Raw genomic sequence first — 14,111 nt, 5'->3', positions numbered from 1 at the left:
TCGACCGAACGGCCGTTAGCCCGCCGCGCGACAAACCAACAGCAAGACAATGAAATCCAAGGCCGCCGCCGTTATGGCGCGACCATGCGGGCAAGATTTGCCCAATGACCGAAACCGGACCAGGAGGATCACAATGCTCCGTATCATCGCCCTCACTTTCGCCGCCGCCCTGCTGACGGCCCCCGCGAACGCGCAGGTCCGGGACGGGCTTGCCGCTGATTTGTACCAATTCGTTGAGGCGTTTGAACTGACCGAAGTGCCGCCTGCGAGTCAGGCCCGCCTGCAGATGATCGTGGATCATCCTTCCGCCTCGCATGTGGCCAAGCTGGTGGCGATCCATGACGTGCTGGAACAACACGACGCGCTGGTCCACATCGATATGCACGGCGCGCAGTCAACGCTGCACTCTGCTCTGAGCGACTGACGCGCAACTCTTTTCCCGACAGTACGCCTGCCGCATCCTGCGGCGGGCGTTTTTTTTATGGGGGGGGTGCGTGGCCCTCAAGGCGTCTCTCTCAAAGCGCCGCTTGCGAATTGCCACGAACAAGAAAACGCCCCCGGCGGAGCACCGACGGGGGCGTTGGGATGCGAGCGGGGGAGGGGAGGGAACACGCCCGCATCATTTCGTGCCTTGATAGCTAACAAATGCATGACGGGAGGTTTGGTTCCCGTGCTGATCCACTTTTTTCACAATCGCCGCGGTCAGGGTTCCAGTCTTTGGTTTGTCAGGCGTTTTCGGTGCCGACCTGTATCAGATCATCGCGTGTCGCATCGACCACCAGATGGCCACCGCTCTCTGCCCGATAGCGCAGGCGGTCATAGGGCAGTTCAACTGGGCCACCCGCGGGCGTATCCGTCAGCCGCAATGCGCGGATGGTCCGGGTGGCAGGCTCAAACATCAGTCCCGTCAACCTGCCAAGTTCTCCGTCGTGGCCAAAGACCGTTGCGCCGATCCAGTCGCCAGCCTGTTGCAGCGGGGCGACCAGTTCATTGGCGGTCTGTGTGTCGGGCGATGTGGGGTTCGAGTCGGGCGCGTTCTCTCGCAACGCCGACAGCGCCAGCAGTGGCGCGAAACTGGTGCCCAAGGGACCGGCCACAACCATCGGCCAAATGGCAAGATCCATGGCGTCCTGTTCCAGCACCTCGGGCCAGCTGAGCGCAGCGGCGATTTCATCGTCGCCCACGGACAAAGTCCAGCCACCGCCGTCGTGCACCGGTGTGGATAGGCGGGCCGCGTCGATCAGGGCCTCCGTCCGGGGGGCCGTACGCGCCATTTCGATTGCGACCAGACGGATGCGCCCGGTGTTACGATCAAAAAAGATCTCGCGCAGGCCTGCCGGTCCGGAATGTGTCTCTAGCGGTGTCTCGAATAGCTCTGAAAGGTCGTGCAACATGGGCGCATCTCCTTGTGCATCCTGCGGGTGGGCGGCGCGCCGCACCCATCACTCTGGTCCTTTGGGGAACGCGCGCCGCCCGTACGGCGTTCCCTTTGCGGGCATGGCGCCATCTTGTCAGCGTAGACAGCCAAGGCTACTCACTGAGGGGCGGTACAGTGCAGGCGCCATACTTGGGAGGAGCGGACCATGGGTTATATTCTCGCCATAGATCAGGGCACCACATCCAGCCGGGCCCTGCTTTTCGATCAGGATTTGCAGATTAAAAGTTCCGCGCAAGAAGAATTTCCCCAACACTTTCCCGCCTCTGGCTGGGTTGAACATGACCCATCAGACCTTTGGGCGACCACCGCCGCCACATGCCGCGCTGCCATCGAAAAGGCCGGGATCAGCGCCAAGGAGATCGCCGCCATCGGCATCACCAATCAGCGCGAAACCACGCTCGTTTGGGATCGCAAGACCGGCAAACCGATCCACAATGCCATTGTCTGGCAGGACAGGCGAACCTCTGACCTGTGCCGCAGCCTCAAGGATGCGGGCCATGAAGGCACTGTCACCGACACCACCGGCCTGCTGCTGGACCCCTATTTCTCAGGCACCAAACTGGCTTGGCTGCTGGACAACGTCGAGGGTGCCCGAGCACGCGCCGAGGCGGGGGACCTGCTGTTCGGCACCGTCGACAGCTGGCTGATCTGGAACCTGACCGGCGGCGCCCGCCACGTCACCGACGCCACCAATGCAGCGCGCACCATGCTGTTCGACATCCATCGCGGGGCTTGGTCGGATGAGATGTGTGCAATGCTGGACATCCCAAAGACGATGTTGCCCGACGTACTGGACTGCGCCGCCGATTTTGGCATGACGCGCGCCGATCTCTTCGGCCGCGAAATCCCGATCCTTGGCGTTGCCGGTGATCAGCAGGCCGCCACCGTGGGGCAGGCCTGTTTTCAGCCGGGAATGTTGAAATCCACCTATGGCACCGGCTGTTTCGCCCTGCTCAACACCGGCGACACGCCAGTGCGCAGCGAAAACCGGCTGCTGACCACCATTGCCTATCAACTGGACGGCAAACGTAGTTACGCGCTTGAGGGATCGATTTTTGTCGCGGGCGCGGTGGTGCAATGGCTGCGCGATGGCCTGCGGATCATCCGGGACGCGGCAGAAACGCAACCGCTGGCCGAGACGGCGGATGCCGGGCAGGGCGTGATCATGGTGCCTGCCTTTACCGGTCTTGGCGCGCCTTATTGGAACGCCGACTGTCGCGGTGCGATCTTTGGCCTGACCCGCAATTCCGGCCCGGCGGAGCTGGCGCGCGCGGCGCTGGAATCCGTGGGCTATCAGACCCGCGATTTGCTGGAGGCGATGCAGGCGGATTGGGACGCCTCTGGCGGCGCGGACAGAACCGCTGCGACGCTTCGGGTCGATGGCGGCATGACCGCCTCTGACTGGGCGATGCAATTCCTGTCGGACATTATTGGCGCCTCTGTCGATCGCCCTGAGGTCCTGGAAACCACTGCGATGGGCGCGGCATGGTTGGCCGGACAACGGGCCGGTCTGTATCCCGACATGGCGGGCTTTGCGGACACTTGGGCGCTGGAACGGCGGTTTGAGCCGGCTATGGATGAAGATACCCGTGCAGCAAAATACGCCGCTTGGAAACGCGCCGTTGCGGCGGCGCAGGAGGTCTGAGACATGATCCCCGATACGGACCTGCAACAGATCACCGACCACCTGAGCCACGTCACCGCCAAAGGCCGCCGCATGATGCTGGCGGTCGCGGGGCCGCCCGGATCGGGCAAATCCACCTTGGCAGAAGCGCTGGTCGGTCACCTTGGTCCGCGCGCCGTGCTTATGCCGATGGACGGGTTTCACCTCGACAACCGCCTGCTGGAGCCGCGCGGCCTGCTGCCGCGCAAAGGCGCGCCGGAGACCATTGATTTTGACGGTTTCAAGGCCACGCTGACACGCGTCGCCGCTGAGCCGTCCGTCCTGTTGCCGGTTTTTGATCGCGCGCGAGAGATAGCGATCGCTGGCGCACAAGAGATTGGTCCAGACACGGACATTGTTGTGGTCGAGGGCAATTACCTCTGCTTCGCAGAACCGCCCTGGGACACCCTGATGCCGCTTTGGGATGCCACCGTCTTTCTGGAAGTGCCCGAAGCGGAACTGGAACGCCGCCTGTTCAGTCGCTGGCTGGACTATGGCTACGCGCCAGAGGACGCCCGGCAAAAGGCCCTGTCCAACGACATCCCGAACGCGCGTCGGGTGCTGGCCGGTCGGGCCCCGGTGGACGTTGTGGTGCATCAAACCTGACATGCCTATAAAAAAGGCAATTCGGGTGAATAGCGGGCGTTTGCATAGTTTTTGCGCACACTGCCTGCGCTGTGCGCGTCACCTCTGGCCTGCCCCTCCATCGCCCGCCATAACGGGACGGCAATGATAAATCGGCACACCGCGTGACAGAACTTGTCGTCTTCAGCGATCTGGACGGAACCCTTCTGGATCACGAAAATTATTCATACGCTGCGGCGCAACCGGCGCTGGACGCGCTTGGGGCGCGGGGCATTCCGCTGATCCTTGCCACCTCCAAGACCGCCGCCGAGGTCGCAGTGCTGCACAAGTCACTGAACCTTGGGCAATGGCCCGCCATCGTCGAAAACGGTGCGGGCATCTACCGTCCCGGCAGCAAAGACGCGGACGATGCCGCCTACACGGAGATCCGAGCCGCGCTGGACAGGCTGCCCGCCGAGTTGCGCGCCGCGTTCACCGGTTTTGGCGACATGACGGATGCCAAGGTCGCGCAGATCACTGGCCTGCCACTGGCGTCGGCGCAGCGGGCCCGACAGCGTCAACACTCTGAACCGGGACTTTGGCACGGCAGCGACGCTGGGCGCGCCAGCTTTCAACATGCTCTTGCGGGTCTGGGAATTCAGGCTCGCTCGGGCGGGCGGTTTCTGACGCTCTCGCATGGGCAGACCAAGGCGGACGGCTTACGCCAGATTGCCGCCGAACTGAACGCCCGCCGCACGCTGGCGCTGGGCGACGCCCCCAATGACACCGACATGCTGCAGGCCGCCAGCCTCGGCGTCATCGTGCGCAATGACCACGGCCCCGGCATCCCCGAACTGCCCGGTGAGGCACTTGGCACCATCCGGCGCACCGCCCAGCCCGGACCCTCTGGTTGGGCCGAGGCGGTGCTAGCCATTCTGAACGACACAAAGGACTGACTCGCATGGCGGATTTTCACCAGAACGGCAATATCGCCCAGTTTCATAACCTGCGGTCTCGCCCGGTCGAGGAACTGATCTACGAGATCGAAACCTACGCTCAAACCCGCAAGATCAGCCTTGTCCTGCCCTGCCTCTACTCAGAGCTTGAAGGCCCGGCTATGGGCAACATCATCGACGAGCTGAGCAAGGTGTCCTATCTGCACCGTGTCATCATCGGGCTGGACCGCGCCGATGAGGCGCAGTTTCGCCGCGCGCGCGATTTCTTTGCCCGCCTGCCGCAGGATCATGTGGTTCTCTGGAACGACAGCCCCCGAATGCAGGCATTGAACGACAAATTGGTCGAAATGGGACTGGCCCCCAATGAGCAGGGCAAGGGTAAGAACATGTGGACTTGCATGGGCTACCTGATCTCTTGCGCCGACACCGCTGTTATGGCGCTGCATGATTGCGATATTGTCACCTACAAACGCGACCTGCTGGACCGGCTGGTCTATCCGGTGGTGAACCCGAATTTCCGCTATCAGCTGTCCAAGGGGTATTACCCGCGGATCGGTGACGGAAAACTGAACGGGCGGGTGACACGGCTGTTGGTCTCACCGCTGCTGATCGCGCTGAAAAAGGTGGTCGGCGACCGCGATTATATCGATTACCTGCGCGCCTTTCGTTATCCGCTGTCGGGCGAGTTTGCGCTGCGCACCTCGCTGTTGCCGGATCTACGCATCCCGTCGGACTGGGGGTTGGAGATCGGCGTGCTGTCTGAGGTTTGGCGCAATCTGGGGCGGCATTCCGTCTGTCAGGTGGAAATCGCCGATGCCTATGACCACAAACATCAACAGGTAAGTGAAGAGGATGCGGCAACCGGCCTGAACCGCATGTCGATGGATATTTGCAAGGCGATCTTCCGCAAGCTGGCGGCGGACGGCACGGTGTTCACCCCCAACGTCTTTCGCGCGCTCAAGGCCACCTACTACCGCGTCGCGCTGGATCTGGTGGAATTCTACGACAACGACGCCAAGATGAACGGCCTGACCATTGATCGCCACCGTGAGGAAAAGACTATCGAGTTGTTCGCCAACAACATCATGGAGGCGGGCCACGTCTTTCTCGACAAGCCGAATGAGACCCCCTTTGTCCCCAACTGGAGTCGTGTAAACGCCGCCGACGCCGGGATCGTCAGCGAACTGCGTGCCGCCGTGGCGGCAGATTGCGAAGAATATACTCCTGTGACGTTCTGATCCACTGCGCTGTCCGCCACCGTCGACGGGACGGTGCGAAGCCGCTAGGCTTTGCTTGATCGCCAATCAGAGTGGCGAGTCGGAACGGTACGGAGGATGGCACAGTGAAGTGGAAAGCGGGACTGGCGCTGGTGGGCGCTCTGATGGCAGGCCCTTCGTTTGCGGCCTTCATCACCGGCAATGCGCTGGTCATCGGCAACGCGGCCCCGGGCGATGGCACGACCGCGTTCGGCCCAGCCGAAGTGCAACAGGTGGCCCGCGCTCTGCGATTGCGCGGCCAAGAAGTTGAGGCACTGGCAAATGGCGGGCATGACGCCATGGCGCAGGCCGTTGACGCCTTTGTCACCTCAATTTCGGAGGATGAGGCCCCTTTGATCGTCGTGCTGTCGGGCTCGTTCGCGCAGGGGGCGGACGGGGTCTACTTGCAGCCAGCCGGGGCGCAACGGGGGGACGCGCAGCCGGGGCTGTCGCTGACCGCAGTGCTGGAGGTTCTCGTGCAACGTCCGCGCCGCGCCTTTTTGGTGTTGGGCGAAACCGGGCCCGACACTGGGCTTGCCACGCTGGAGATTCCCGACGGCGTGACTGTAATCCGTGGCCCGTCCGATCAGGTGGCACAGTTTGCCGCCCATGAGATGGCGCATCCCCGAACGCGGCTGGCACAGGCGGCAGAGGGCTATGACCTGACCATCACGGGACATACCACCGACAGCCTTGTCGTGCTCGAACATACAGAGGTCAGACCTCCAACCGAGGCCGAAAAGACAGCCGCACAAGACCGGACGCGGCAGGTCGATGACCAAGCATGGCAGCGCGCGCAGTCCGCAGACACAGCGGTGGCATATCGCGCCTATCTGGACAGCTTCCCACAGGGGCGCCACGCGGACAGGGCAGAGGCGCGCATCACAGAGGCGGCCCTTGCGCTGAACCCGACCGCGCGCAGGGCAATACAGCGCGATCTGGTGCAACTTGGCTTTGACACGCGCGGCATCGACGGCATTTTTGGCCCTCGCACGCGCGGATCGATCGCCGCTTGGCAAAACCGGATAGGCGCGGAAGTGACTGGCTACCTCGATGCCGGACAGATCGTGCAATTGGCAGAACTAGCCGCCGCACAGGCGCCGCAACCCGCCTTGGTGGCTGCGTTGCCGGTCAGGCAACCTGCCGGCAACGCCGTCTCTGCTCAGGAAACCGCAACATGGAATCGCGCAAGCGGCGAGACAGGTTTGCGCCTGTATCTGGGGCAATACCCCAACGGTGCGCATGCCCAACGCGCGCGCGTGTTGCTGAGCAACATTCAGAGGGGCTATCGCCCGTAGGGCAGGGAGTTACGCCCGGTTGGTGATCCACCGGCATTGATAAGGGGCAAGGGTGACACCGTCCTCTTCGGGGTGCAGCGTTTCTCCTGACAGCAGATCGACCCAATGCTCATCGGCAATCAGGTTCAGTGCGCGGGGGGGCAGATCGACAGTCTCTGCGCTGACGTTGTGTAGGGCAAAGATCGACTGGCTGCGATCCAGAGCCTGCCGCCAAACAGCAAAGACCCGATCATCCACTGCCAGCGTAAAGTTCGTCGCATTGGGGTGAAAGGCCGCCTGTTTTGACCGCAGCCGCAACCGGTCCGACATTGCCGCCAGAACCCGCGCCTGATCGCTGCCCGGATCGGCCAGCTTTTCCCGCAATTCCGGATAGTTCCAGCGGTGGCGATTGATCGCCCGGTTCATGCCGCGCCGCGCGACACCGTCCAGATCGTTGGGGGTGGCCAACATGGCGTGAATGTAGAACGCGGGTATGCCCTCTAGCGACATGACAATGGTCTGGGAACACACGAACCGATCCACCTGCTGTCCGTCGTCGCCCTTGTAGGTGCGCTGCATGGCGGAAAAGAAGGTGGTGTTCAGTTCATAGACCGCCGTGCCGCCCCCCGGCAGCGCCCGCATCGAGGCCAGCCCGCCAGTTTCCTGCACGGTCTGGATCATCCGGGCGATTTCCTCATCCGGCAGCAGCCCTTCGGCAGGTCGCATGCCGATGCCATCATGGCTGGCGGAAAAGTTTAAATAGGCGCAGCCGTGCGGGGCCGGGGGCATGGCCCTCTGCCAGTTCGACAGCGCCTTGGCGTCGCCCGACAACATCGCGTGCAGGATCAGCGGCGGCAGCGGAAAATTGTAGATCCAGTGCGCCTCATTCAACTGACCAAAGTAGCTGAGATTCTCCGCCTTGGGCACGTTGGTCTCGGTCAGCAGGACAATCGGTTCCGCCGCAAAATCCGCCAACACGCGCAAAAGCTGAACGATCGCATGTGTCTTGGGCAAATGAATCGAGGGCGTGCCGGGCTCTTTCCAGACAAAGGCGACGGCATCCAGCCGGATGATCTTGACCCCCGCATCCACATGCAAACGGATGATGCGGATGATTTCCAGCAGCACCTCTGGATTGCGGAAATCCAGATCGACCTGATCGTGGCTGAAGGTGCACCAGACATGCCGGGTGCCCATGGCCGTTTCGACCTCTTGCAGCAGCGGCGTGATGCGCGGGCGGACCACCATCGACAGATCGTCGTCAGGCGAGGCCTCGTAAAAGAACTTGTCGTAGGGGGGCTGCCCCTGTCGGTAGGCGTTGAACCACGTTCCCTGACTGGACACATGGTTCAGCACCAGGTCCGACATCAAATGCCATTCCCCGCCGATCCGGCTGATATCCGGCCAGTCGCCCAGCGTGGGATTTACCTTACGATAGTCCGTCACGGCAAAGCCGTCGTCCGAAGTGAACGGAAAAAACGGCAGGATATGTACTCCGTTCACCACGCCGGGCATGTGGCTGCTGAGGAAATCGCGCAGCAGGTCCAGCGGTTTGTAAACGCCGTCAATCAGGCTGTCGCCATAGGTGATCAGCAACGCGTCTTTTTGCGACCACAGCGTATTGCCCGGTTTGCGGGCGCGTTTGCGGGCGGCGTGTGCATCTGGCCAGAACGCCTCGATCACCTCCGTGGTCAACTGGTCTGTGTCGCGGTCAGGATAGATCCGCATCAAGAGCGCGCGCAAACGGTTGGACAACTGGGCCGGTGACGTCATCGGGAGGGATTCCTCTGGGGGCATCCCTTCATCATAGGCAAGCGGGGACACCGCTTGGAAGCGGTCCGGCAGCATCGTGGCACGAAAGAAAGGCAAATGCACAGTTGTTGGGCGGGCAGAGGGTGCGGTGAGAGGTCTGGGGCAAACGAACCGCATCTTTGATGATTGATGTCTTCGGTTCGATTGCGGCGAAACGGTCATTCAATTCCCCAAGTCCGCACTGACCGTGGGTTGGGTGGCAAAACATAGCCAGCCGCGTGGAAAAAGCTCGGCATGTCCTCAAAGCCGGACTGAAAGCGAAGCCGGAGCACCGCGTTTCCGATCCATCTGGCCCATCATTGGGAGCAGCAATTCCAGTTCCACCCATTCATTTCGACCCCCTATTTTGTCCCATCACATCGTGGAACGACCGGAAAAGGGCCGCAGCGAATGAAACACGCCCCGCAGACACGCGTTGAGGCATAATGCCCACGATCGGATCGGGGCCGACGGTGCCCACCCGGGGCGAAGCAAGGAGATATGAAATGACAAAGCCCATCGTAAAACCATTTTGGGATCAGCCTACGGGAAGTTGGCAATACGTCTTCCATGATCCCGAAACCATGCAAGGCGCGATCATTGATCCCGTGTTGGATTTCGATCCGCGCGCCGGGGCGACCTCAACCGCGAACGCGCAAAAACTGTTGGACTATGTGCGGGACACCGGGATTGGAGTTGTCTGGATTTTGGACACGCATCCCCACGCCGATCATTTCTCTGCCGCGCAGTGGCTCAAGGTCCAGACCGGCGCACACACCGCGATTGGCGAGAAGGTGACAGGCGTGCAAAAACTTTGGCAGGAGATCTACAACCTGCCCGACGATTTCCCAACCGATGGACGGCAGTGGAACCGGCTTTTTACCGATGGCGACCGCTTTATGGTGGGCAATGTGCCAGTCAGTGTGATGTTTTCGCCCGGCCACACCCTGGCGTCGATCACCTATGTCGCGGGGGATGCGGCTTTTGTGCATGACACGCTGATGATGCCGGACAGTGGCACCTCGCGCGCGGATTTTCCGGGGGGCAGTTCGGAGGCGCTGTACGACAGCATTTCCGCAATCCTCGCCCTGCCCGCGGACACGCGCGTGTTCGTCGGGCACGACTATGCGCCAGACCGAGAGGCGCAATGTGAGGCCACGGTAGCAGAGCATCGCGCGGCGAATATCCACTGGAAAGACAAACCGACGTGCGCCGAGTATCGCGCGGTGCGGGATGCGCGGGATGCGACCTTGCCGCTGCCCAAACTGATGTTGGCCGCGCTTCAGATCAATATTAGGGGCGGGCAACTGCCCGATGTGGAAGACAACGGCCGATCCTATCTGAAGGTGCCGCTGAACTATTTCGACAGCCGGTGACACTCCGTATGGCTGGCGTATTGGACCTGTTGAGGCCGGTACCTCGGGTTGGAGCGCCAATAGCTCGTTCGCCCCTTAGATTCCCTGTACTAGATCGCGCAGCGTGACCATGCCGAGTTCGTTGTAATAGGCGGCCAGCCTTGGATGATAAGATCGCAGACCAACGACGAGGCGCCGTCTGTTGGGCGCCTCAGACTCCCCATGGCCGCAACGGATTTGTTTGGCTGCTTGGCCGCTCGCTTGTCGTGCTCATGGTTGTTGTGAACGCCACGCGTCTGGAACTGCGCACCGACGCCAGCGTTTCCGAAGACGGCGACTGCACGGTCGGCGATCACACGAACTGGCGACTGGCGAGGGGACGTCCCTTCCTCCTCCGCCTTGCCGGATCTGGTTTAGTGATCAGGTCCGATCCTGACACATTTCCGTCGGCGACGACCACGTCTTCATCAGACATCCAACCCGTAGCGCAGGCATCGCGGTTCGAACATTTTCAATTGCGATTTCGTCCAACTGGATCGGCCATATGCGGTGCTAGACGCCCCACATCTCGCACCCATGGTTGATTTGGCGGTGGGAAACGTGGTGGCCCTGATGGCGGGTGGCAATTAGCGGCAATTTTGATCGCTGGCCCGGCAGTCGGCTTTCTGGGATGACTGAGACTGAACAGCGACGTATTGGGCGGATGCGGGCGCTCCTATACGGCGCGGCCTTGGTCTTTCTGGGGGTGGCACTGACGCAGGTCGTCAAACTGGATGGGCAGACGTTTTTTCTGTCTCTTTGGGCGCAGAGCATTTCGGTCGCCGCCCGAACACGCGCCACGTTGTGCTGTGGCGGATTGGTCGAACGTCCGGGCATCTGTTGGCCAGCCAGGTCGCGTTGGCCGCGTTGTGCCTGATTGTAGCCGCGCTATTGAATGGGACGGGCCGGGCCATCGTGCGTTGCGATATCTGTCTTCTCAAGTAACTCAATGACAATGAGAAAGATTTTTTACGATGCGGAAAGTGGGGTCTGCGTTGCAGGTCCGGCGCTGGCCGTAGGATATTCCAATAGAATGGTCACATGGACGGCAAGACAGGGCAGGGGGCGCTGCCCCCTCTGCGCCTTTGGCGCATTCACCCCAGGAGTATTTGGACCAAGAAGAAGCCGCGATCAGGATGCAGCAATCTCCCGCAACACGTCGTCCAGATCGGCGCGCCAATCCGGGCGCGGCACGGTGAAGGTTCGGGTGAGGCTGCTGTTGTCCAGACGTGAATTCAGCGGACGGGCGGCGGGCGTGGGATAGGCGCTGGTGGGGATGTTCTGCACCTTTGTCCCAAGTCCCGCGCTGACAAAGATGGCACGGGCGAAATCGGCCCAGCTGGTGTCCGGAGTGCCGGAAAGGTGATACGTTCCGGTTTTCACCGGGCTCTGGCGCAAGGTCTGACCCACCGCAAGACAGGTGCGGGCGATGGCAGCGGCAGAGGTCGGGCCGCCGATTTGGTCGGCGACGATGGACAGCCGGTCCCGTTCCGCCCCCAGCCGCAGCATGGTTTTCACAAAGTTGGCCCCATGCGCCGAGAACACCCATGAAGTGCGCAGAATGGCGTGCGTGCCGCCCGCTGCACAAATGCCCACTTCTCCGGCCAGTTTGGAGCGGCCATAGGCGTTTATCGGCGCCGTGGTGGCCTCCGGGTGCCATGGGGCAGAGCCTGAACCGTCAAAGACATAATCGGTCGAGATATGCACCAGCGCCGCGCCCGTCTCCGCGCAGGCGCGCGCCATTGCGGTTGGGGCCGCGCCGTTGATCAGGGTGGCCCGCGCTTCATCCTCTTCGGCGAGGTCCACAGCGGTATAGGCGGCGGCATTGATAACGATATCGGGGCGGTGCTGGCGGATGGCGTCGGCGCAAGCTTGTGGGTTTTCCAGATCGACGGCGTCGCGGCCAAGTGCTGTGACCTGACCAAGGCGTTGCAGTTCTATGGCGACCTGACCAGTGCGGCCAAAGACAAGGATCACGCCGTCACCCCTAGACGCTGCCCGACGCCCTGCCGATCCTGCAAGGCACGCCACCAAGTTTCATTCGCCAAATACCAGTCCACGGTCTTTTCCAGCCCCTCTTCGACCGTCACCGATGGTCGCCAGCCCAGTTCATTGCGGATGCGGGCGGGGTCGATGGCGTAACGTGCGTCATGGCCGGGGCGGTCGGTCACAAATTGGATGAGATCGGCGTAGGTCCCCTTTGGCAAGGGGCGTTTGCGGTCAAGAATCGCGCAGAGCGTCTGCACCAGTTGCAGGTTTGTGCGCTCATTCTCGCCGCCGATGTTGTAGCTGCGCCCCACAGCACCGCGCGTGATCACCAGCAACAGCGCCTCGGCGTGGTCCTCGACATATAACCAATCGCGCACGTTGGACCCGTCCCCGTAAATGGGCAGCGGTTTGCCCGCCAGTGCGTTCAGGATCACCACCGGGATCAGCTTTTCAGGGAAATGGTAGGGTCCGTAATTGTTGGAACAATTGGTCAGCACCACCGGCATCCCGTAGGTCTCATGCCATGCGCGCACCAGATGATCCGATCCGGCCTTGGACGCCGAATAGGGCGAGCGGGGGTCATAGGGGGATTGTTCGGTGAACTGCCCCTCTGGTCCGAGCGAGCCGAACACCTCATCGGTCGAGATGTGGTGAAAGCGGAACGCGTCGGACTTGCCCGCCGCAGTCCAGTAGGCGCGGGTCGCCTCGAGCAGGTGAAAGGTTCCCATGACATTGGTGTCGATAAAGGTGCCCGGCCCGTCGATGGATCTGTCCACATGGCTTTCGGCGGCCAGATGCATCACGGCGTCGGGGCAATGGGTGGAAAATACCCGGTCCAGTGCGGCACGGTCACGGATATCGGCGTGCTCGAACGCATAGGCGGGGTGACCTGCAACACTGGCGACATTGTCGAGGCAGGCGGCATAGGTCAGCGCATCCAGGTTGACCACCTCATGCCCCTGCGCAATCGCGCGGCGCACCACGGCAGAACCGATGAAACCGGCGCCACCCGTCACCAACAGCTTCATGCCGCGCCCTCCCATGTAAAGGGGCTGTTGAAGGTCTTGAACCCCTGCGCCTGGGCATCCTTGTCGCTGAGCACCGCTGTGGAGGCATCAACGCCCCAATCTATTCCGACCATTGGATCGTCATACCGCACCGCGCCCTCTGTTTCGGGGGCGTAATAGTCCGAGCATTTATAGACAATCTCGGTATCCGGTGTGCGGGTGACAAAGCCATGCAGAAAGCCTGCGGGGATCAGCAGTTGCTTGCCGTTCTCCGCGGACAGTTCCACCCCGACCCAGTTGCCATAGGTCGGAGAGCCGACGCGGATATCCACCGCCACGTCAAACAGCCGCCCACGACCGCAGCGCACCAACTTGTCCTGTGCGTGTGGTGGGGCTTGAAAATGCAGGCCGCGCACGGTGCCCACCTCTGCCGACAGGGAATGATTGTCCTGCACGAAATCAATCGTAATCCCGTGGTCGGCCATGCGCTGCCGGTTCCATGTTTCACTGAAGAAACCGCGCGCGTCACCGAAACGGCGCGGGGTAAGGAGCATTACGCCAGGTAGCGCAGTAGGTTGTACGTCAAGCATGGGGTTCCCGTTGGTCCTGTCGTCCGGGTCGTTCTACACGGCAGGGCCAGAAACAGTAAGCCGCAACCGTGGCCCGTCTGGCACAGAACCGCAATCACGGGCTTTGAGTGTTTCCGATTTCGCTTCACTCTTGCAAGAGTGCGCGGGCAACAGACCCGCAACCGTCGAGTAAGAGGGGCATCACAC

At 61.8% G+C, this 14,111-nt stretch carries 12 protein-coding genes; 7 read left to right on the top strand and 5 right to left on the bottom strand.

All coding sequences use genetic code 11. The features are described from left to right. Positions 1-133 precede the first annotated feature (133 nt). A complete protein-coding gene (locus ANTHELSMS3_RS00225) occupies positions 134-424 on the top strand; it encodes a hypothetical protein (RefSeq protein ID WP_094033114.1) in 291 nt (96 codons plus the stop codon). A 301-nt stretch (positions 425-725) separates the two neighbouring features. Here ANTHELSMS3_RS00225 and ANTHELSMS3_RS00220 read toward each other — a convergent pair whose 3' ends face one another. Then, positions 726-1,394 carry a PRC-barrel domain-containing protein gene (locus ANTHELSMS3_RS00220; RefSeq protein WP_094033113.1) on the bottom strand — a complete coding sequence of 223 codons (669 nt, stop codon included), beginning with the start codon at positions 1,392-1,394 and terminating at the stop codon, positions 726-728. A 189-nt stretch (positions 1,395-1,583) separates the two neighbouring features. Between ANTHELSMS3_RS00220 and glpK the strand changes: the two genes are divergently transcribed. The 5 genes from glpK (at position 1,584) to ANTHELSMS3_RS00195 (ending at position 7,175) form a co-directional block, all read left to right on the top strand. Then, the gene (glpK, locus tag ANTHELSMS3_RS00215) at positions 1,584-3,083 is read left to right on the top strand and encodes a glycerol kinase GlpK (RefSeq protein WP_094033112.1); all 1,500 of its coding nucleotides are present in this window, start codon (positions 1,584-1,586) and stop codon (positions 3,081-3,083) included. 3 nt (positions 3,084-3,086) lie between these two features. After that, positions 3,087-3,707 (top strand): nucleoside triphosphate hydrolase, encoded by a 621-nt coding sequence (locus ANTHELSMS3_RS00210; protein WP_094033111.1) that lies wholly within the window; start codon positions 3,087-3,089, stop codon positions 3,705-3,707. Positions 3,708-3,850: 143 nt separating this feature from the next. Further along, positions 3,851-4,621 (top strand): HAD-IIB family hydrolase, encoded by a 771-nt coding sequence (locus ANTHELSMS3_RS00205; protein ID WP_094033110.1) that lies wholly within the window; start codon positions 3,851-3,853, stop codon positions 4,619-4,621. Positions 4,622-4,626: 5 nt separating this feature from the next. Beyond that, positions 4,627-5,859 (top strand): glycosyl transferase, encoded by a 1,233-nt coding sequence (locus ANTHELSMS3_RS00200; RefSeq protein ID WP_094033109.1) that lies wholly within the window; start codon positions 4,627-4,629, stop codon positions 5,857-5,859. A gap of 104 nt (positions 5,860-5,963) precedes the next feature. Then, entirely contained in the window at positions 5,964-7,175 is a 1,212-nt protein-coding gene (locus ANTHELSMS3_RS00195) for a peptidoglycan-binding domain-containing protein (protein WP_094033108.1), read from the top strand. Between the two features lie 9 nt (positions 7,176-7,184). Here the strand turns inward: ANTHELSMS3_RS00195 and ANTHELSMS3_RS00190 are convergent, their stop codons facing one another. Then, positions 7,185-8,927 carry an alpha-amylase family glycosyl hydrolase gene (locus ANTHELSMS3_RS00190; RefSeq protein ID WP_094036826.1) on the bottom strand — a complete coding sequence of 581 codons (1,743 nt, stop codon included), beginning with the start codon at positions 8,925-8,927 and terminating at the stop codon, positions 7,185-7,187. Between the two features lie 524 nt (positions 8,928-9,451). Here ANTHELSMS3_RS00190 and ANTHELSMS3_RS00185 point away from each other — a divergent pair. Continuing rightward, positions 9,452-10,321: an MBL fold metallo-hydrolase gene (locus tag ANTHELSMS3_RS00185; RefSeq protein WP_094033107.1), complete on the top strand. Its 870-nt coding sequence runs from the start codon at positions 9,452-9,454 to the stop codon at positions 10,319-10,321. Positions 10,322-11,470: 1,149 nt separating this feature from the next. Here ANTHELSMS3_RS00185 and rfbD read toward each other — a convergent pair. The 3 genes from rfbD to rfbC are packed head-to-tail and all read right to left on the bottom strand — an operon-like array spanning position 11,471 to position 13,925. Beyond that, entirely contained in the window at positions 11,471-12,316 is an 846-nt protein-coding gene (gene rfbD / locus ANTHELSMS3_RS00170) for a dTDP-4-dehydrorhamnose reductase (protein WP_094033104.1), read from the bottom strand. Further along, entirely contained in the window at positions 12,313-13,356 is a 1,044-nt protein-coding gene (gene rfbB, locus ANTHELSMS3_RS00165) for a dTDP-glucose 4,6-dehydratase (protein ID WP_094036825.1), read from the bottom strand. The genes rfbD and rfbB overlap by 4 nt, the downstream gene beginning before the upstream one ends. Continuing rightward, positions 13,353-13,925, bottom strand: a complete 573-nt coding sequence (gene rfbC, locus ANTHELSMS3_RS00160; protein ID WP_094033103.1) for a dTDP-4-dehydrorhamnose 3,5-epimerase — start codon at positions 13,923-13,925, stop codon at positions 13,353-13,355. The genes rfbB and rfbC overlap by 4 nt, the downstream gene beginning before the upstream one ends. Positions 13,926-14,111: the final 186 nt, after the last annotated feature.

It is taken from the genome of Antarctobacter heliothermus (assembly GCF_002237555.1).
Taxonomy (GTDB): domain Bacteria; phylum Pseudomonadota; class Alphaproteobacteria; order Rhodobacterales; family Rhodobacteraceae; genus Antarctobacter; species Antarctobacter heliothermus_B.
This window is presented reverse-complemented; position numbering and strand designations above follow the sequence as displayed.